This is a genomic window from Serratia sp. 4542 (genome assembly GCF_016805595.1).
GTDB classification, from domain to species: Bacteria; Pseudomonadota; Gammaproteobacteria; order Enterobacterales; family Enterobacteriaceae; genus Serratia; species Serratia nevei.
The window spans coordinates 555626-575105 of sequence record NZ_RXKV01000010.1 but is presented as its reverse complement, the minus strand read 5'-3'; the positions used below and the strand labels follow the sequence as shown (position 1 = coordinate 575105).

20 protein-coding genes are annotated in these 19480 nt (G+C 57.2%); 12 read left to right on the top strand and 8 right to left on the bottom strand.

The genetic code is table 11. The annotated features are described in order from the left end of the window. Positions 1–54: 54 nt before the first annotated feature. The 3 genes from ansA to EKL15_RS14975 all read left to right on the top strand — a co-directional run bounded on the left by ansA (position 55) and on the right by EKL15_RS14975 (position 3236). Positions 55–1071: an asparaginase gene (ansA, locus tag EKL15_RS14985; RefSeq protein WP_047730911.1), complete on the top strand. Its 1017-nt coding sequence runs from the start codon at positions 55–57 to the stop codon at positions 1069–1071. Positions 1072–1093: 22 nt separating this feature from the next. Further along, positions 1094–1726: a bifunctional nicotinamidase/pyrazinamidase gene (pncA, locus tag EKL15_RS14980; RefSeq protein WP_147839875.1), complete on the top strand. Its 633-nt coding sequence runs from the start codon at positions 1094–1096 to the stop codon at positions 1724–1726. A gap of 232 nt (positions 1727–1958) precedes the next feature. Next, entirely contained in the window at positions 1959–3236 is a 1278-nt protein-coding gene (locus EKL15_RS14975) for a glycoside hydrolase family 18 protein (protein WP_203089857.1), read from the top strand. Positions 3237–3278: 42 nt separating this feature from the next. Here the strand turns inward: EKL15_RS14975 and EKL15_RS14970 are convergent, their stop codons facing one another. Both EKL15_RS14970 and msrB read right to left on the bottom strand, forming a co-directional pair. Beyond that, a complete protein-coding gene (locus EKL15_RS14970; protein ID WP_033634809.1) occupies positions 3279–3551 on the bottom strand; it encodes a YeaC family protein in 273 nt (90 codons plus the stop codon). Positions 3552–3614: 63 nt separating this feature from the next. After that, positions 3615–4028: a peptide-methionine (R)-S-oxide reductase MsrB gene (gene msrB / locus EKL15_RS14965; RefSeq protein ID WP_004932219.1), complete on the bottom strand. Its 414-nt coding sequence runs from the start codon at positions 4026–4028 to the stop codon at positions 3615–3617. 348 nt (positions 4029–4376) lie between these two features. Here msrB and gapA point away from each other — a divergent pair, with 348 nt between their 5' ends. Both gapA and EKL15_RS14955 read left to right on the top strand, forming a co-directional pair. After that, entirely contained in the window at positions 4377–5372 is a 996-nt protein-coding gene (gene gapA, locus EKL15_RS14960; RefSeq protein ID WP_004932222.1) for a glyceraldehyde-3-phosphate dehydrogenase, read from the top strand. A gap of 84 nt (positions 5373–5456) precedes the next feature. After that, a complete protein-coding gene (locus EKL15_RS14955) occupies positions 5457–6332 on the top strand; it encodes a D-hexose-6-phosphate mutarotase (RefSeq protein ID WP_203089854.1) in 876 nt (291 codons plus the stop codon). Positions 6333–6426: 94 nt separating this feature from the next. On the opposite strand, the gene EKL15_RS14950 is transcribed toward EKL15_RS14955, so the two are convergent. After that, positions 6427–7191, bottom strand: a complete 765-nt coding sequence (locus EKL15_RS14950) for a MipA/OmpV family protein (protein ID WP_015378103.1) — start codon at positions 7189–7191, stop codon at positions 6427–6429. A gap of 426 nt (positions 7192–7617) precedes the next feature. On the opposite strand from EKL15_RS14950, the gene yeaG reads away from it, so the two are divergent. The 3 genes from yeaG (at position 7618) to EKL15_RS14935 (ending at position 11521) form a co-directional block, all read left to right on the top strand. Beyond that, positions 7618–9552 (top strand): protein kinase YeaG, encoded by a 1935-nt coding sequence (yeaG, locus tag EKL15_RS14945; RefSeq protein ID WP_004932230.1) that lies wholly within the window; start codon positions 7618–7620, stop codon positions 9550–9552. A gap of 131 nt (positions 9553–9683) precedes the next feature. Then, entirely contained in the window at positions 9684–10952 is a 1269-nt protein-coding gene (locus EKL15_RS14940) for a YeaH/YhbH family protein (protein WP_060423846.1), read from the top strand. A gap of 338 nt (positions 10953–11290) precedes the next feature. Beyond that, positions 11291–11521 (top strand): hypothetical protein, encoded by a 231-nt coding sequence (locus EKL15_RS14935; protein ID WP_203089852.1) that lies wholly within the window; start codon positions 11291–11293, stop codon positions 11519–11521. Positions 11522–11712: 191 nt separating this feature from the next. On the opposite strand, the gene EKL15_RS14930 is transcribed toward EKL15_RS14935, so the two are convergent. Next, positions 11713–12402, bottom strand: coding sequence for an alpha/beta hydrolase (locus tag EKL15_RS14930; protein ID WP_049201689.1), 690 nt, complete (start codon positions 12400–12402; stop codon positions 11713–11715). Between the two features lie 819 nt (positions 12403–13221). On the opposite strand from EKL15_RS14930, the gene EKL15_RS14925 reads away from it, so the two are divergent. Continuing rightward, positions 13222–13398 carry a GhoT/OrtT family toxin gene (locus EKL15_RS14925; protein ID WP_033634815.1) on the top strand — a complete coding sequence of 59 codons (177 nt, stop codon included), beginning with the start codon at positions 13222–13224 and terminating at the stop codon, positions 13396–13398. 273 nt (positions 13399–13671) lie between these two features. Here the strand turns inward: EKL15_RS14925 and EKL15_RS14920 are convergent, their stop codons facing one another. Then, positions 13672–13965, bottom strand: coding sequence for a hypothetical protein (locus tag EKL15_RS14920; RefSeq protein ID WP_087762700.1), 294 nt, complete (start codon positions 13963–13965; stop codon positions 13672–13674). 225 nt (positions 13966–14190) lie between these two features. Between EKL15_RS14920 and EKL15_RS14915 the strand changes: the two genes are divergently transcribed. Next, positions 14191–14673, top strand: coding sequence for a hypothetical protein (locus EKL15_RS14915; protein WP_060423854.1), 483 nt, complete (start codon positions 14191–14193; stop codon positions 14671–14673). An 8-nt stretch (positions 14674–14681) separates the two neighbouring features. Here the strand turns inward: EKL15_RS14915 and EKL15_RS14910 are convergent, their stop codons facing one another. Beyond that, positions 14682–14837 carry a hypothetical protein gene (locus EKL15_RS14910; protein WP_223294931.1) on the bottom strand — a complete coding sequence of 52 codons (156 nt, stop codon included), beginning with the start codon at positions 14835–14837 and terminating at the stop codon, positions 14682–14684. 142 nt (positions 14838–14979) lie between these two features. Between EKL15_RS14910 and EKL15_RS14905 the strand changes: the two genes are divergently transcribed. Together EKL15_RS14905 and EKL15_RS14900 are read left to right on the top strand one after the other, a co-directional pair. Next, positions 14980–15540: a 3'-5' exonuclease gene (locus EKL15_RS14905; RefSeq protein ID WP_100395682.1), complete on the top strand. Its 561-nt coding sequence runs from the start codon at positions 14980–14982 to the stop codon at positions 15538–15540. Positions 15541–15617: 77 nt separating this feature from the next. Further along, complete coding sequence (locus EKL15_RS14900) at positions 15618–16811, top strand: multidrug effflux MFS transporter (protein WP_060423860.1); 1194 nt, start codon at positions 15618–15620, stop codon at positions 16809–16811. A gap of 8 nt (positions 16812–16819) precedes the next feature. Here the strand turns inward: EKL15_RS14900 and dadX are convergent, their stop codons facing one another. Further along, positions 16820–17893: a catabolic alanine racemase DadX gene (gene dadX, locus EKL15_RS14895; RefSeq protein ID WP_060423863.1), complete on the bottom strand. Its 1074-nt coding sequence runs from the start codon at positions 17891–17893 to the stop codon at positions 16820–16822. Between the two features lie 76 nt (positions 17894–17969). Further along, the gene (locus tag EKL15_RS14890; protein ID WP_060423866.1) at positions 17970–19274 is read right to left on the bottom strand and encodes a D-amino acid dehydrogenase; all 1305 of its coding nucleotides are present in this window, start codon (positions 19272–19274) and stop codon (positions 17970–17972) included. Between the last annotated feature and the right edge of the window lie 206 nt (positions 19275–19480).

Sequence of the window (19480 nt, the reverse complement as noted above, 5' to 3'; positions counted from 1 at the left end):
CTGCCGCCATGCCCCTATAATTCAGCCCATCTTATCTTTGTTAAAATCATGACCATGCAAAAGAAATCCATTTACGTCGCCTACACTGGCGGCACCATCGGCATGCAGCGTTCCGATCACGGCTATATCCCGGTTTCCGGCCACCTGCAGCGCCAGCTGGCGCTAATGCCCGAATTCCATCGCCCGGAAATGCCGGATTTCACCATTCATGAATATGCGCCATTGATCGACTCTTCGGACATGACGCCGGAAGATTGGCAGCACATCGCCGACGACATCAAACAGAACTACGATCGCTACGACGGCTTCGTGATCCTGCACGGTACCGACACCATGGCGTTCACCGCATCGGCGCTCTCCTTCATGCTGGAAAACCTGGCTAAACCGGTGATCGTCACCGGTTCGCAGATTCCGCTGGCGGAGCTGCGCTCCGATGGCCAGACCAACCTGCTCAACGCGCTGTATCTGGCGGCTAACCATCCGGTGAACGAAGTCAGCCTGTTCTTCAACAACAAGCTGTTCCGCGGCAACCGCACCACCAAAGCGCACGCCGACGGCTTTGACGCCTTCGCCTCCCCGAATCTGCCGCCGCTGCTGGAAGCCGGCATCCACATTCGTCGCCAGCACGGCATCGACAGCCCGGCTTGCAACGGCGCGCTGCGGGTGCACGACATCACGCCGCAGCCGATCGGCGTGGTCACCATCTATCCGGGCATTTCCGGCGCGGTGGTGCGCAACTTCCTGTTGCAACCGGTCAAGGCGCTGATCCTGCGCTCCTACGGCGTCGGTAACGCGCCGCAAAAGGCCGAGCTGATCGACGAGTTGCGTGCGGCCTCCGAACGCGGCATCGTGGTGGTCAACCTGACGCAGTGCATCTCCGGGCGCGTCAATATGGAAGGCTACGCCACTGGTAACGCGCTGGCGCACGCCGGGGTGATCAGCGGTTTCGACATGACGGTGGAAGCCGCCTTGACCAAGCTGCACTACCTGCTGAGCCAGCCGCTGACGCCGGAGCAAATCCGCGCCCTGATGCAGCAAGACCTGCGCGGCGAACTGAGCATCAACGGTTAACCTACTGATCTTTGGAGCGGCGATGAAAACGGCCCTGTTGTTGATCGATCTGCAAAACGATTTCTGCCCCGGCGGCGCGCTGGCGGTCACGGCGGGCGACGCCGTCATCACGGTTGCCAATCAGGCGATCGCCGCCTGTCTGGCGCGTGGCGAGCCGGTCGTGGCCAGCCAGGACTGGCACCCCGCCAATCACCGCAGCTTTGCGGTGAATTCCCATGCGCAGGTCGGCACCCTTGGCGAGCTGGAGGGCCTGCCGCAGGTGTGGTGGCCGGTGCACTGCGTGCAAGGGAGCCACGGTGCCGATTTTCACCCCCGGTTGCAGCGGCAACATATCAATGCCGTTTTTCGCAAAGGGCAGGAGACGGACATCGACAGCTACAGCGCCTTCTTCGATAACGGCCACCGTGCGCAGACCGAACTGCACGGCTGGTTGCAATCGCAGGGCGTCCAGCGGCTGGCAATCATGGGCCTGGCGACCGACTACTGCGTCAAGTTCAGCGTGCTGGATGCGCTGGCTACCGGCTATCCAACGCAGGTGATCGTCGACGGCTGCCGCGGCGTGAATCTGCAGCCGGACGACAGCGAGCGGGCGCTGCAGGACATGGCGCGCGCCGGTGCACAACTGGTTACCCTGTCACAATTCCTCGCCAACTAAATCCTCCGGAGCGCCACCGGCGCCCTCTCTGCGCGGCGGCGAAAATATCGACGCCGCTCACAATACCACCCTTCTTCTTCCCCAACGGCTTGTGACCGGCAGGCGCTTTTGCTGTTATGGCTGCGACGCTTTTGGCGTCAATCGGTTATACGCATCCGGGGCCCGCTGAGCCCGGCTTTATTGTGACCGCCTCTGGCGGTACGGTCGGCCTTGCCGACCCAAGGAGAAAGACATGAAAATAACCCGAAAACTGCTGCCTTTACTGGCGGCGGTGCAGTTGGCTATGGCCGGCGCAGGCACGGCTCAGGCCGCTTATCTCTCCGTCGGCTACTTCAACGGCGGCGGCGACGTCACCGCCGGCCCCGGTGGCGACATCGACAAGCTGGACGTCACGCAAATCACCCACCTCAACTATTCGTTCGGCCTGATCTACAACGGCGAGAAAGACGAAGCCAATGCGGCGCTGAAAGACCCCGCTCGCCGCCACCAGATCTACCTGTCGCCGAAGGTAACGGCCGATCTGCAACGGCTGCCGGTGCTGCGCAAACAGAACCCCGAGCTGAAAGTGCTGCTGTCGGTCGGCGGCTGGGGCGCACGGGGCTTCTCCGCCGCTGCGGCGACTGCGGAAAACCGGGCGATATTCATCCGCTCCGCGCTGCAGGTGATCGCCCAGTATCAGCTGGATGGTATCGATCTGGACTGGGAATATCCGGTGAACGGCGCCTGGGGGCTGGTGGAAAGCCAACCGGCAGACCGCGACAACTTCACCCTGCTGCTGAAAGAGCTTCACCAGGCGCTGGGTAAAGGCAAGCTGTTAACCATCGCCGTCGGGGCCAACGTCAAAAGCCCGCAGGAATGGGTCGATGTGAAAAGCATTGCCCCTTACCTCGACTACATCAATCTGATGACCTACGACATGGCTTACGGCACGCAGTATTTCAATGCCAACCTGTACGATTCAAAGCGTTGGCCAACCGTGGCGGCCGCCGACCGTTACAGCGCCGATTTCGTGGTAAAGAATTATCTGGCTGCCGGACTGAAACCGGCACAGATGAACCTGGGCATCGGTTTCTACGGCCGGGTACCGAAGCGGGCGACCGAGGCGGGCATCGACTGGGACCAGCCGGACGCCGCCAAACATCCGGTGACGCAGCCATACTTCAGCACGCGCGAAACCGCCCTGTTCAACGCGCTGGGGCTGGATCTCGGCAAAGACACCTACTTTAAATACCACGATATCGTCAGCAAATTGCTCAACGATCCGCAGCATCGTTTTCACGAGCACTGGGATGACGACGCCAAGGTACCTTACCTGACGCTGCAATCCGCCGCAGGCAAACCGCTGTTCGCCATCTCCTACGAGAACCCGCGTTCGGTGGCCATCAAGGCCGAGTACATCAAAAGCCAGGGATTGGGAGGGGCGATGTTCTGGGAGTACGGCGCGGACGATAACAACCGGCTGGCACAGCAGCTGGCAGAATCGCTGGGTATCAAGGGCGAAAAACGGTGAACCGACGGGGCGATGGCGTCATCGCCCCGCTTTAGGGCAACCTTACTGCGGTTTGAGTTTGGCCAGCGGCTCGGCAACGAACTGCTGTTTCAGCTCTTGCTTGCTCTTCATCACGATCTGCCCGTCGGTGCCGATGCTCATGTGCTGCGGATCGACGTTGTTCATCGACTGCCACAGCATCACCGCCTGCAGGCTGTTTTCTTTTTGCTCCGGCGTCAGCGCCACGCCGTCCGGCCATTTGCCCAGCTCAACCGCCTGTACCAGGCGCTGGTATATCTCGGGCGTCATCGCCGCAATCAGATCTTTCACGTCCATCAGAGCCCTTCTCGCTTACGGATGAATAATTAGCTGAATCGATTTTGTTGGTTAAATTACCACTTAGCCGGCCGTTTGGTCGCCATTTTCGCCATCGGTGAAACTCAGCGAGGCGGAGTTGACGCAATAGCGGTCGCCGGTCGGCTGCGGGCCATCGGGGAAAACGTGCCCCAGGTGCGCGTCGCAATGACCGCAGCGGATTTCAACACGGTGCATATTATGTGAATTATCATCAAGATAACGGATTGCATCGGCGGAAACCGGCTCATAAAAGCTCGGCCAGCCGCAACCGGAATCGTATTTGGTTTCGGAATAGAACAGCGGCTGGTTACAGCACAGGCAATGGTACACGCCCTCGCGCTTGTTGTGCAGCAATTTGCCGCTGAACGGCGCTTCGGTGCCGCGCTGTTGCGTCACATAACGTTGGATTTCATTCAGTTCCGTGACCGGATGACCGGGGGTTGTCTCTTTAGCCATTTGTGCTTATCTCTGAATGTGGATAATGTCAACGAAAACAATGATTAATAATAACAAAAAATTAACACCGCTGCAGGGGTTTTTGGCCTAAACTGTAGCCCATAAAGGCCACGTCACGATGATATGTGATAGCGATCACACATCTTGCGTATGCTGACTTTATACTTGGCGGCTTGTCCCCATATAACGGATGAGGCCGAGCGCAAATGGACTGTGCAATAAGCGTGCAAAACCACCCTTCCGGTTTGACTTGCCGCAAGAATTGACACGATTCCGCTTGACGCTGGGTAAGGTTTTTGTAATTTTACAACCAACCTTTTATTCACTAACAAATAGCTGGTGGAATATATGACTATCAAAGTAGGTATCAACGGTTTTGGCCGTATCGGTCGCATTGTTTTCCGTGCTGCTCAAGAGCGTTCTGACATCGAGATCGTTGCAATCAACGACCTGTTGGACGCAGAGTACATGGCTTACATGCTGAAGTATGACTCTACTCACGGCCGTTTCAACGGTACGGTAGAAGTTAAAGACGGCCACCTGGTTGTTAACGGCAAAACCATCCGTGTTACCGCAGAGAAAGACCCGGCTAACCTGAAGTGGAACGAAGTGGGTGTTGACGTGGTTGCTGAAGCGACCGGTATCTTCCTGACCGACGAAACCGCACGTAAACACATCACCGCTGGCGCTAAAAAAGTCGTTCTGACTGGCCCATCCAAAGATGCGACCCCAATGTTCGTGCGTGGCGCCAACTTTGACAAATATGCCGGCCAGGACATCGTGTCCAACGCCTCTTGCACCACCAACTGCCTGGCGCCACTGGCTAAAGTCATCAACGACAACTTCGGTATCGTTGAAGGCCTGATGACCACCGTTCACGCGACCACCGCCACTCAGAAAACCGTTGATGGCCCGTCCCACAAAGACTGGCGCGGCGGCCGCGGCGCATCTCAGAACATCATCCCTTCTTCTACCGGCGCAGCGAAAGCGGTTGGCGTTGTTCTGCCAGAACTGAAAGGCAAACTGACCGGTATGGCGTTCCGCGTACCGACGCCTAACGTATCCGTTGTTGACCTGACCGTGCGTCTGGAAAAAGCGGCTACCTACGAAGAAATCAAGAAAGCCATCAAAGATGCCGCTGAAGGTTCTATGAAAGGCGTTCTGGGCTACGTTGAAGACGACGTGGTTTCCACCGATTTCAACGGCGAAGTGCTGACTTCCGTGTTCGATGCCAAAGCCGGTATCGCACTGAACGACAACTTCGTGAAACTGGTTTCCTGGTACGACAACGAAACCGGTTATTCCAACAAGGTTCTGGACCTGATCGCTCACATCTCCAAGTAATGGCATGATGTTAAGCTGATAATGAGGGCGACATTTTTGTCGCCCTTTTTTATTTGTCTCTCCGGCAAACATTAAGGTAATGAAATGAACGAGAAAATTTTCACCCTGCCCGTTTCCGAACAGATTTCGCCTTACATCAGCCAGCGTCAACTCGATGAGCTGGGCGTGGTTGTGGTGTCGCACCCGAAAGTGCGCGCGGCCGTCGCGCTGCAAGGCGCCCATTTGCTGGCCTGGCAGCCCAGCGGTGAGCAGCCGGTGATTTGGCTCAGCAACAATACCCCCTTCGCCAAAGGCAAGGCCATCCGCGGCGGCGTGCCGATCTGCTGGCCGTGGTTCGGCCCGGTAGCCCAACCCTCCCACGGTTTTGCCCGTAATCAGCCCTGGAGCCTGACGGCGCACGATGAAGATGACAACGGCGTCATCCTGACCTTTACCCTGAAAGACAATGAGCAGACCCGCAAACTGTGGCCGCACGCCTTCACGCTGATTGCCCGCTTCAAGCTGGGTGTGGAGTGCGAGATCGAGTTGGAATCGCACGGCGATTATCAGGCTACGGCGGCGCTGCACAGCTACTTCCAGGTCGGCGACATCGATCGGGTCAGCGTGGCGGGCCTGGGCGAGCCTTATATCGACAAGGTGGCGGGCGGCGCTGAGGCGCGCCAGGCGGGCGAAGTGACCTTCGTCGGCCAAACCGACCGCGTCTACACCCGCCCGGAGGCCTTCAGCCAGATCCGCGATCCGGCGCTCGCGCGCACCATCGAGGTTCACCACCATCATATGAGTGACGTTATCGCCTGGAACCCGGGCGTAGAGCTCTCCTGCAGCATGGGGGATATGCCGAACGACGGTTACAAGACCATGGTCTGCGTAGAGACCGGGCGCGTCAGTAAACCGCTGGTCGCCGCCGGCGAACAACCGGCCCGTTTGGGTGTGACCTTCCGCAGCCGTAAGAAAGCCTGAAAAGCCGTGCGCGGCAGCGCACCACAGATGTGCAAAAGGGGCGCCAGCGCCCCTTTTTGATGCACGCCATGCACGATGATCGTGCAATGCGTGATTAGAAGGTGTAGCTCACACCCGTCATCAGCAAACCGGTGTAGGATTTATCCACCATCGGACTGTCTTTCACTTCATCAGACAACTTCACATAGCGGCCGACGAAGAAGGCATTCCAGCTTTTGTTGATCTGGTAATTGGCGCTCAGTTCGAGATACGGCGCCCAGCTATCGCCTGGGGTGTAGCTGTCAAGGCCGCTGCGGCGCGATTCATTGGCGCTGACGCCATAGTAATATTTGTTCTGGTTCTTGCTGTTCCACATCACGCCCACGCCTGGGACCAGCGTCAGCGCGTCCAGATCAAACTTGTACAGGTAAGCCACATCGCCCACCAGACCGTTGCTGTTGTTCAGCGTGTCGCCGGTGAAGGTGGTGCGGAGGGTGCCCCACTCGGCGTTGTGCGAGTAGGCCAGGCCGGCCATCAGCGTGCCGCGGCGCTTGTCGAGACGCTTCATGCGATCGTCGTCGCTGTCGCCCGGACGATAGCCCCATGGCGTGTAGTAACCCATGATGCTCAGCTGGTTTTCTTGATCCTTCCACAGGTAGTAACCGGCGGTCAGAGTACGGAAGTAGAAGTCGTCACCTTCATAGTCGATAACGGGCACCGGATAAACGCGGTCCTGATAACCACGATACGCGTCCGGGCTAACCAGCGCGGCAGCGCCGAGTGACCAGGTTCCCGCCTGAGCACTTTGCGCACAAACCATTGCGGAAGCGATAATTGCTAGCGTTTTGAGTTTTGAAATCTTCACTGGTTCTTTTTCCATAAATTACAGGGTTAATAGCTGCAACAGTTTATGTGAAAATTTAGTTACGCGCCTAATCTTTACAATAGAAAACGACCAAGATCGAATAACTTATAGCGGAATTATGAATTAATCATGGCGGAACGGTGACGTTTCATCCCGCAGGCCGCGCCAGACAAGGCATTTGGCTCACACGGTAATAACTGAGTCATTGATATGACTTAAAAAAAGCTTTTTCTGCGGCAGGAAATTTTCCGGCAAGCAAACTAAGCTTAAATCAGAAGGTGAATTTATCCTGGGCCCAGTGGCATACAGCGCAACTCGCGATAATAAGCGCACCAAGTTGGCATACGGGTTGCTGTACTCAGGCGTATTCTCATCTTTCGGGAGCCAGAACACTATCACACGCTCTCTTTAACCTGTGCTAATAACGAAAGGACGGGCATCATGAACATATTTGACCACTATCGCCAGCGCTACGAAGCTGCCAAGGACGAAGAGTTCACACTGCAGGAATTTCTTACCATTTGCCGGCAAGATCGCAGTGCCTATGCCAACGCGGCCGAACGTCTGCTGATGGCTATCGGTGAACCTGTGATGGTCGACACTGCGCTAGAATCACGCCTGTCGCGCCTGTTCTCCAACCGCGTGATCGCACGCTATCCGGCCTTCGAAGAATTCTACGGCATGGAAGAGGCCATCGAACAGATCGTCTCTTACCTGAAACACGCCGCCCAGGGCCTGGAAGAGAAGAAACAGATCCTGTACCTGCTCGGCCCGGTGGGTGGCGGTAAATCCTCGCTGGCGGAACGCCTGAAGGCGCTGATGCAGCGCGTGCCCATCTATACCCTCAGCGCCAACGGCGAACGCAGCCCGGTCAACGATCATCCGCTGTGCCTGTTCAATCCGCAGGAAGATGCCTCGATCCTGGAAAAAGAGTTCAACATCCCCAGTCGCTATCTCGGCACCATCATGTCGCCGTGGGCGGCCAAGCGCCTGCATGAGTTCGGCGGCGACATCACCAAGTTTAAAGTCGTGAAAGTGCGCCCTTCCATTCTGGAACAGATCGCCATCGCCAAAACCGAACCGGGCGACGAGAACAACCAGGACATCTCTGCGCTGGTCGGTAAAGTGGATATCCGTAAACTGGAGAACCACGCGCAGAACGATCCGGACGCCTACGGGTACTCCGGTGCCCTGTGCCGCGCCAACCAGGGGATAATGGAATTCGTCGAGATGTTCAAAGCACCGATCAAGGTGCTGCACCCGCTGCTGACGGCGACCCAGGAAGGTAACTACAACGGCACCGAGGGCATCTCCGCCCTGCCGTTCAACGGCATTATTCTGGCGCACTCCAACGAATCCGAATGGGTGACCTTCCGTAACAACAAGAACAACGAAGCGTTCCTCGACCGCGTGTACATCGTCAAGGTACCTTACTGCCTGCGCGTGTCGGAAGAGATCAAGATTTACGACAAATTGCTGGACCACAGCGAGCTGACCCACGCGCCCTGCGCGCCGGGCACCCTAGAGACGCTGGCGCGGTTTAGCGTGCTGTCGCGGCTGAAAGAGCCGGAAAACTCGAGCATTTACTCGAAAATGCGCGTGTACGACGGCGAAAGCCTCAAGGATACCGATCCGAAGGCCAAGTCCTATCAAGAGTACCGCGACTACGCCGGGGTTGACGAAGGCATGAACGGCCTCTCCACCCGTTTCGCCTTTAAAATCCTCTCGCGAGTGTTTAACTTCGATCACGCCGAGGTGGCGGCTAACCCGGTGCACCTGTTCTATGTGTTGGAACAGCAGATCGAACGCGAACAGTTCCCGCAGGATTTGGCCGAGAAATACCTGGAGCACCTGAAAGGCTACCTGATCCCGAAATACGCCGAGTTTATCGGCAAGGAGATCCAGACCGCCTATCTGGAATCCTACTCGGAATACGGACAGAACATTTTCGATCGCTACGTGACCTACGCGGACTTCTGGATTCAGGATCAGGAGTATCGCGATCCCGATACCGGTCAGCTGTTCGATCGTGAGTCCCTGAACGCCGAGCTGGAGAAAATTGAAAAGCCGGCCGGGATCAGCAATCCGAAAGATTTCCGTAACGAAATCGTGAACTTCGTGCTGCGTGCCCGCGCCAATAACAACGGCCGTAACCCGAACTGGACCAGCTACGAGAAGCTGCGCACCGTGATCGAGAAGAAAATGTTCTCCAATACCGAAGAACTGTTGCCGGTGATTTCGTTCAACGCCAAAACCTCGACGGACGAGCAGAAAAAACACGACGACTTCGTCGACCGTATGATGGAGAAAGGCTATACCCGTAAGCAGGTGCGCCTGCTGTGTGAATGGTATCTGCGGGTCAGAAAATCCTCATAACGCCTCAGGTAAGCGGCATTATCAGGGCCATGTCCACCGTCATGGACGTTGCAGCGCAGCCCACGGAGGGGCGGCACATTGCGCTGCAGCGACCGGGACATGAAGAGTTGGCAACGTCGTTTGGGGGAAGTATGGCCTATTTCATTGACCGACGGCTGAACGGCAAAAACAAGAGCATGGTGAACCGCCAGCGCTTCTTGCGTCGTTACAAGTCGCAAATCAAACAGTCGATTGCCGAAGCCATCAACAAGCGTTCGGTCACCGATGTAGACAGCGGGGAATCGGTCTCCATCCCCACTGACGATATCAACGAACCGATGTTTCATCAGGGGCGCGGCGGCACGCGCCATCGGGTGCATCCGGGCAACGACCACTTCGTGCAGAACGATCGCGTTGAGCGGCCTCAGGGCGGATCAGGCGGTGGCGGCGGCCAGGGCAACGCCAGCCAGGACGGTGAAGGCCAGGATGAGTTCGTCTTCCAGATTTCCAAAGACGAGTATCTCGATCTTTTGTTCGAAGATCTTGCCCTGCCCAACCTGAAAAAGAACCAGTACAAGCAGTTGACCGAGTTCAAAACCCACCGCGCAGGCTATACCGCCAACGGTGTGCCGGCCAACATCAGCGTCGTGCGATCGCTGCAAAACTCGCTGGCGCGGCGTACCGCCATGACCGCCGGGAAAAGGCGCGCGTTGCACGAACTGGAAGACGAGTTGAACCAGCTGGAAAACACTGAACCGGTGCAGTTGCTGGAAGAGGAGCGGTTGCGCAAGGAGATTGCCGAACTGCGCAAGAAAATCGAAAGCGTGCCTTTCATCGACACCTTCGATCTGCGCTACAAAAACTATGAGCGCCGGCCGGAACCCTCCAGCCAGGCGGTGATGTTCTGCCTGATGGACGTGTCCGGCTCGATGGATCAGGCGACCAAAGATATGGCCAAACGTTTTTACATTCTGCTTTATCTGTTCCTGAGCCGTACCTACAAAAACGTCGAGGTGGTCTATATTCGCCACCACACCCAGGCGAAAGAGGTGGACGAACAGGAGTTCTTCTATTCGCAAGAAACCGGCGGCACCATCGTCTCCAGCGCGCTGAAGCTGATGAACGACGTCGTCGAAGAGCGCTACGACCCGGCGCAATGGAATATCTACGCCGCGCAGGCGTCGGACGGTGACAACTGGGCCGACGATTCACCGCTGTGTCATGAGCTGTTGGCGAAGAAGCTCCTGCCGATGGTGCGTTATTACAGCTATATAGAAATCACTCGTCGCGCTCATCAGACGCTGTGGCGCGAATATGAGGATCTGCAGGCGAAATTCGACAACTTCGCCATGCAGCATATCCGCGAGCCGGACGATATTTATCCGGTATTCCGCGAACTGTTTCGCAAGCAAACCGTGTGAATAGCACCGCGCGAACGTCACCACAGCCGGAGAATGACATTTTCCGGCTGTTTCTTTTTCACCATTATATATTCAGAATATCTATGTTTAATTTTTAAACAAACCCAATATCAATAATAAGCCACATTGCCCAGAACGGCCCTCCCTATTATTTGCGCTTCTGAGGTTATTCCTAAACATTCGCCTCCTGGCCCGCACGGCTTGATAGGAATATTCCCATTCAGTTATCGTTACCTCATCGCTTAAGTCCTTTACTAAGCGAAATTTGCCTCATTTTATTTTTCCATGGCTTCTCAGCCCTCCACGGCGGGCATTTACCTGTCAGCAGGTTAGACATCATGATCGACTACACTCTCTATGGCCTCAACAAGCAAGATATTGATGAATACCATAAGCAAATATGCTGCCTGCTCGGCAAAAGCGTGCTGCTGGTGCTGACCGCCAACAAGCCGATAACCAAACAGAATCTGCTCGCCTGCCTTATCCAGGAGGTGGAAAAACAACCCGATGATTATTTTCAGAGACTGCATCGTGCAGCAATAGAAATGATCGGCGTCAACGGGCGTTAAGGCGATATGCGCAAGGCGGAAATCTATGCCATTATTGCTACCCTCGTGGTGTTAATGATGATGTTCATCATTACCCTTGATAGCGATATCAACCCTTATCCTTAATAAGCGCCTATTACGCCGGCTCTTTAGCCCGACGTAATAGACAGTCTGTTGCGGGCTGTCACCTTGATTACCTTTCTGCCCTGGCTTTATTCATAACCGGCCGCTTCGTCAATCAATCCCGCCACCTCTGCGGCATGGGAAACCAGCGAAGCATGACTGGCATCCAGCACCATAACTTTCTTGGCCCGCAGCCGCTGCGCCATGTGCCGCTGATTCTCCGGCGCTATCATGCGATCGTCGCTGGAGAGCTGATACCATGACGGTTTATGTTTCCATGCCGGTTCGCCGATGGTGTTACCGAAGGTATCGGCCAGCGGAGCCTTCTGCGCCACCGCCATCACCAGCGCTTCGTCGGCAGTCAGATCCTGGCAAAAGCTCTCGTGAAACTTGTCGGCTTTGATCCACAAATAGCCGTCGCTGTCCGGGGCCAGATTCGCCACCGCCGCAGGAGGATGCGCTTGCGTAATACCGCCGGGGCTTTCTCCGGCGTCCGGCGCAAAGGCGGCGATGTAGACCAGGCCGACCACGTTAGGCAGGTTGCCCATTGCCGTGATCACGGCACCACCGTAAGAGTGCCCCACCAACAATACCGGCCCCGCTTGCTGCGCGACCATCTTGCGCGTGCGTTCCGCATCCTCAGCCAACGAGGTCAGCGGCATTTCCACCGCATGCATCGCCGAATATCCCCTACGCGACAACTCGAGGATGACCTTACTCCAGTGCGCGGCGCCGCCCCAGAATCCGTGTACCAGCACGATAGTGGGTTTTGTGCTCATTGCCGACTCCTTCATCTTAGGGAAACGCTATAGACAGATAAACTGCAGCCCTTAAGGGGCGCGCCTTGCTACCGGCGACGTCACGCAGTCCTCATTTTTATATAGTCAGGCTCGCGGCGTTCGGCAATAGCTACGACGGGTTAACGCACGCGATTTCCCGGCATCGCCATGGCCTATCCACGCAGCGTGCAAAGCAAAAAACGGGATTAAAACTAGGATTTTTACCCATACCGATCTAAAATCTCGCGCAAAAACAAAGAGAAGTAAATTTAGCTCACCGGGAAAAGGAATGAAGTTGTGAAGGAAATGATCTCCATCGTTTTTATGGCATGCCTGCTGGCGCTGCTGTTTTCGTGGCTGTTCGTCTACGGTCTTAACATTCATTAAACCTGCGGCGACAATAAATCCCCCTCCCTGGCTGGCAAGCAGCGCATCGGGACGATGCGCTAAAACCGCCCCCCCAAAGTGCCCACGAAAGCAAAACCTGACGCCATCCCGCCTTAACCTTTCCGCCCACAGATACATCAATAATATTTACGTATAACAGTCCTATCCCCTTTCTGCGTCCCTCGTCGACTTTTTTCTGACCTGGCGTAGCCCCCCAAACAGAGGGCTTGCCAGACGCAAAATGTTACCGGTAACTATGTTGTTGATTTCTTTTTGTAATAACCGGAAAGCCGTTAATAACCCTACGTTCTTTATAGAAATAAATTATGCATTCTTATGGATAAAGGTATGAATAAACGGCCTTTGGTCATTGATTATCACCCGCCAAGCTCCTAGAATTCGCGCGTAAAAATACAACTGGGATCGGGTTTCATGTCGTCGCTGTGGGTTGCAACGCAATACTGTTATTTTATTGGTCTGTTAGTTTCTATGATTTTCACCTACCTGGTTAGCCGGGACACCGTCAAAATACGCTGTATCAGCGCACTGACCATCGGGTTAACCTGGCCGTTGAGCCTGCCGGTCGTGTTGCTGTTTTCGCTGTTCTAATCCCCCAACAGACCTCGCGGCGGGTTTGGGTTTTTAAACAGCCATGCTAATGAAAAAGGGAAGGCCGCCGGCGTCGCGGATTTTTGGCGTGGGATAAAAAAACGCCAGCGCAAGGCTGGCATGAAAACTGGAAGCAATGTGAGCAATGTCGTGCCGGCTCGGGGGGCACAGAAGGAGACAACCCTTTCCCCTCACCGGCGAAAAGATGATAATACGTCTCATTATTGATTGTAAAGTCATTTCCCTGCGCAACGTTTTCCCTTTGGGAAAATATCAGCCGCGCGGCGCTCGCCAGCACCGATACAACCGCCCCGTCCCCCACACCAGCAGCCACAGAAAAATATTCATCCCCAACCAGAGCATCAGCAAGTAGAAGAAAGTTTGATAACCGGGTATGCCCCGGTCGGCCAAAAACGGGTTGAAGTGCAAAAATTTGACGATCGCGAAGGGGTTAAGATTGAAACGGTTGAACACGGCCGCCGTCAACAGCGGCGGCAACAGCGTGTAAAACGCCAGGCTGAACAGCAGCAGAATCTTAGTGCCCGAAGTGTTTTTATAATCTTTCATATCAATATATTGCGTCTTTCACCATGGTGCAGAAACCGCCAAATAGTCGCACGCCAGCCGACCCCGCGAGAGAAAAAGAGTTCCAGGCCAGCGCGGAAATAAAGCCGATCCTGTGTTTAATCGTCATTTAGCGCGCGGGTGATATATACCCTGTGAATTTTAAATTACGATGCCGCCGCGCCGTCTTCAACCGCAGCGTTTGCCGGGCATCATCAGGAGGCATTAATGAAACCGGACGCACTCGCCCTGCCGCCGAGCCCGAAAAAGCTCAAAGTAATCTACGGCTGGTATATTTACGTGATCTATATCCTGCTGGTTTTCAACATTTATATGGCGGTCTACAACGTCTGCGTTCGGCATCCGCTTGAGGCGCCCCTGCTGTCGCTGTTTCACAGCCTGTTCCTCGCGCTGATGTTGCAGCAGGTGCTCAAGAAAAACGTCGTTTTCGCCTGGATCTTGCTGAGTTATTTTATCCTGATGCGCCTGTATTACGCCAATGTGCTGCATGTTGAATTCACGCTGGTGAGCCGCGGCCTGGTCCTGCTGATTCTGACGCTGCTGCTTACCGGTGCCGTGGCCGTCGGGCAACTGGCCACGCCCCCGCAGCGGCATGACTGGCTGGCGCGGCTGGGCTGGCGGCAATGGGGCGCGCTCACGGCGCTGGCGGCCATCCTGACCCCGTTGATTACCACTGACTACCTGGGGTAAACACGGCGCTATTTGGGGATATGGGGCTCGGAAATGTCTACGATGCGGCATATTTTGGTGTAGTTGCCCGCCTTCTCACAGATCTTGTCCGTGACGAACACGCTAAGGTAGCCCAGCAGCAGCAAGTAGCCAACCATGCACAGAATAAAGATAAGCGTTCTCACCGATAGCGACCAACCAGACAAAAGTATCCCAAGCATCATAACCTGAACGCGGCGCTTTAAAAGGATTTCATGTGCGCACCGGCCGCATCGGCGCACGTTCTGTAGTAACATTAAGCCACCACGCCAACCACCGGAAACGCCGATGCACCATCTGATGTTAGATATTGAAACCCTAGATATAAAACCCAGCGCCGTCATTCTGGTGATTGCGGCGGTGTTTTTCGATCCCCGAACCGGGGAGCTGGGCGCCGAATTCGAAGCCGCCGTCAGCAGCCAGAAAGACCAACCGGGCCGTACCATCAGCCTGGATACGGTCGCCTGGTGGGCGAAACAGTCCGATGAAGCGCGCAAGCAGGCCTTCGGCGGCACCGAGAGCCTGAAGCGCGTGCTGAGCAGCCTTAGCCGCTTCATCCATATGAACAGCACCGATACGGTGAAAGTCTGGGGCAACGGCAAAGAGTTCGACTGCGCGATCCTCGAGCACGCCTTCCAGCAGCTGGAAATGCCCTGCCCGTGGAAATTCTGGGATACTCAGGACGTACGCACGGTGATCACGCTGGCGGAACTGCACGGCTTTAACCCGAAAAAGACCCGCCCGTTCGAGGGCATGCCGCATCGCGCGCTGGATGATGCTCGCCACCAGGCCCGCTATGTGGCCGATACCGTCTCGGCGCTCTATTACCGCCAGGGGGCGCAGCGCTGACCCGCTTTGCCCCTTTTCATTTGCCGCCAGAGTCTCTACTCTAGCCCTCTTTGTCACTCGGACGTGCCTTTCCTGTTATGCAAAAGTTTCTGTTTATGCTTCTCAGCCTGGTGCTGCTCGGCCCATTAGGCATCGATCTTTACCTGCCGACCATTCCCGCCATTGCCGTCGGCCTCGGCAGCAGTGAAGCGCTGATCCAATCCACCATATCGCTGTTTATACTGGTGCTCGGCCTCGGCCAGGTCATCGCCGGCCCGCTGGTCGATAACTATGGACGCAAGCCGGTGGCGCTGGCCGGCATTATCCTCTACATGATCGGCGCCGCGATGGCGGCGCTGGCCACCAACCCGACTGTTTTCATCGCTTCGCGTCTGCTGCAAGGGGTGGCTGTTTGCTGCACCGCCGTCGTCGCCTTCAGCGGCGTGCGCGATCGCCTGAATGGCGACGACGCCGCCCGCGCTTTCGGTTTTCTCAACGGCACGCTGAACATCATCCCAGCGCTGGCGCCGCTGCTCGGTGGCCTGCTCGCCGAAGCCTTCGGCTGGCGCGCGCCTTTCTGGTTCCTGGTCGGCTATGCGCTGCTGGTGTTGGCGCTCATCGCGCTGCGCTTGCCGGAAACCCGCCCCGCTGATACCGTGCCGGTCAAAGGGCTGCCGGTGCGCCAATACGCGCGTATCCTCAGCGAACGCCGCTTCCTCTCCTTTGCGGTGGTGAACTCCGGGGCGATGGGCATGGCGCTGACCTACGTTTCTCTGGCACCGAACGTGCTGATGGGTACCGCCGGCCTGACCCCGCTGCAATTCTCGCTGGTGTTCGGCGCCAACGGTTTCTGGATCATGCTGGTGAGCTTCTTCGCCAACCGCATCATCCACAAGGTCGGCCGCCCGGTTTGTCTGGCGACCGGCGGCATGTTGATGGGGCTTGGCTGTCTGGGCCTGCTGCTGGGCGTCATGCTGTTGCCTGCAACGGCACAAGCGCACTGGCTGGCGTATATGCTGCCGGTCGCCAGCGCCTGCGCCGGGTTGGCGTTCGTGATGGGCCCGGCCACCAGCTACGCGCTGGAGCCGTATTCCAATGAGGCCGGCGTCGCGTCCGCGCTGGTCGGTTTCGTGCAGATGGCGGGCGGCGCCGCGCTGGGTTTGGTGGCGATGGCGTTGCCGCTGCAACCCAAGCTCTCGCTGGCGCTGGTGATGCTGGCAGGCTGCCTGCTGGCGCTGCATGCGCGGCGGCTCAGCAAGCAGATTAAAGGGCAGATTAGAAAAGTCGCCTGAGCCGCGGCTCAGGCTTCGGTGACGACCGGCACCCGCGCCGCTAAGGCCGACAGCAGCTCATAGCCTAACGTCCCTGCCGCCGTGGCCACCTCGTCCACCGGCAGGCGTTTCCCCCACAGCTCCACTTCGGCGCCCAGTTCGACTTGCGGACAGGGCGTCAGATCCACCGCCAGCATGTCCATCGATACCGTTCCCAGCGTGCGCGTCAGTACACCATCCACCCATACCGGCGTACCGGTCGGCGCATGGCGCGGATAGCCGTCGGCATAGCCGCAGGCCACCACGCCGATACGCTGCGCGCCGGCGGCGCTGTAACGGCCGCCGTACCCCACGCGATCGCCAGACTTCAGCTGTTGAATGCCGATGATCTCGCTGCTCAGCGTCATTGCCGGCTGCAGCCCCGTCGCCGCAACATCATTCCAGCAACCGCTCGGCGAAGCGCCATACAGAATGATCCCAGGGCGGACCCAGCTGCCATGGGTCGAAGGGTGCCACAGCGTAGCGGCCGAGTTGGCCAGGCAGCGCGGCAGCGGTATATCGGTAGCCGCCGTCTCGATAGTGGCCATCTGCTGGGTTACGCCTTCCGGGCCGTCGGCGGTAGCGAAATGGCTCATCAGCGTCAGTTCGGCGATGTTGGCAACCGCCTGCGCCCTTTGCCACACCTCGCGCAGCCGCTCGGGTGCAAACCCCAACCGATTCATGCCGCTGTTCACTTTCAGATAAACATTGAGCGGCGCGCTCAGCGTGGCGTCGGCGATCGCCGCCAGCTGCCAGTCGCTGTGCACCGCCGTCGTCAGGCGATAACGATCGAGCAACGCCAGATCCTGCGGCTGGAAGAAACCTTCCAGCAGTAGAATCGGCCCTTGCCAACCCGATTCGCGCAACAGCACCGCTTCGGCCAGATCCAGCATGGCGAAGCCGTCGGTTTGCGCCATGCTGCGCCAAACGTGTTTGATACCGTGGCCATAGGCGTTGGCTTTGACCACCGCCCACACTTTGGCGCCGGGGGCGAAACGGCGCACCACCTGCAGGTTATTTTCAATCGCGCCGAGATGCATCGTGGCGGTTATGGGACGGGGCATCGGTTCTCCTTGGGGCAGCATACAGCGGCCACGCGCGCCTGCGCGTGGCCGGGAAAGTCTATGACAGCGTCGACGATTAACGTGCGGGATGCACGTCGTTCAGCGGAACCGCGTGTTGCTGGCGAAACCCGGCGCTGTAACGCGCCACCGCCAGATCATCGGAAGGGATCGCCGGCGTAATACCGGACATCAGATCGGACAACAGCTGCCCGGAACCGCAGGCCATCGTCCAGCCCAACGTGCCATGCCCGGTATTGAGATACAGGTTCTTCAGCGAAGTGCGGCCGACAATCGGCGTGCCGTCCGGCGTCATCGGCCGCAGGCCGGTCCAGAACGTCGCGTCCTCCACTCTGCCGCCGTTTGGGTAGAGATCGCGTACCACCATCTCCAGCGTTTCGCGCCGTTTTTGCTCCAGCTGCGTGTTGAAACCGACGATCTCCGCCATGCCGCCAACGCGAATACGCTGGTCGAAGCGCGTGATGGCGATTTTATAGGTCTCATCCAATACCGTAGAGAACGGCGCCGCCGCTTCGTCGGTGATAGGAATGGTCAACGAATAGCCCTTCAGCGGGTAAACCGGTATCGACACCAGGCCGCGCAGCAGCGCCGTGGAGTAGGAGCCGAACGCCACCACGTAGCTATCGGCCTTGAACACTTCCTCGCCACACTGCACGCCGGCGATTTTGTCGCCCTCCACCAGCAGACGATCGACGCTGCGGTTGAACAGAAAAGTCACGCCCGCCTGCTCTGCCATCTTCGCCAGCTGTTGCGTAAACAGCTGGCAATCGCCGGTCTCGTCGTTCGGCAGCTGCAGGCCACCGGTCAGCTTGTGCGCCACCTGGGCCAGCGCCGGCTCAACGCTGGCGAGCTGGCTGGCCTCCAGCAGTTTGTAAGGCACCCCGGCATCTTCCAATACCGCAATGTCTTTCGCTGCGTTTTCGAACTGTTGTTGGGTGCGGAACAGCTGCAGCGTGCCGCCCTGGCGGCCTTCGTACTGGATGCCGGTTTCCTGCCGCAGCGCCTTGATACAGTCGCGGCTATATTCTGCCAGGCGCACCATACGGCCTTTGTTGGTCATGTAGTGTTCGGTGTTGCAGTTTTTCAGCATCTGCCACATCCAGTTGAGCTGGAAGCTGCTGCCGTCGAGACGGATCGCCAACGGCGCATGGCGTTGGAACATCCACTTGATGGCCTTCAGCGGCACGCCCGGCGCCGCCCAGGGAGCGGCATAGCCCGGTGAAATCTGCCCGGCGTTCGCCGCGCTGGTTTCCAGTGCAGGACCTGGCTGACGATCGATCACCGTCACCTCATGCCCCGCCTTCGCCAAATACCAGGCACTGGCTACGCCCACCACTCCACTACCTAAAATTACCACTCGCATCGCTGACTCCAGCTCAAGGCTTCACAAAGCATAATCTTCTGCTCACAGGAAATTAACTCAGTGAAAAAATCCGTCCAACAACTTCATCATCAAACGTGACAATATTCACAATTAATTTATCGTCGATGGGTTCTGCATTTGCAATAGCCACCTGAAAATAGCGATAAGATGCGGTTTAAGGGGGGATACGGCGTCAGAGCACCGCT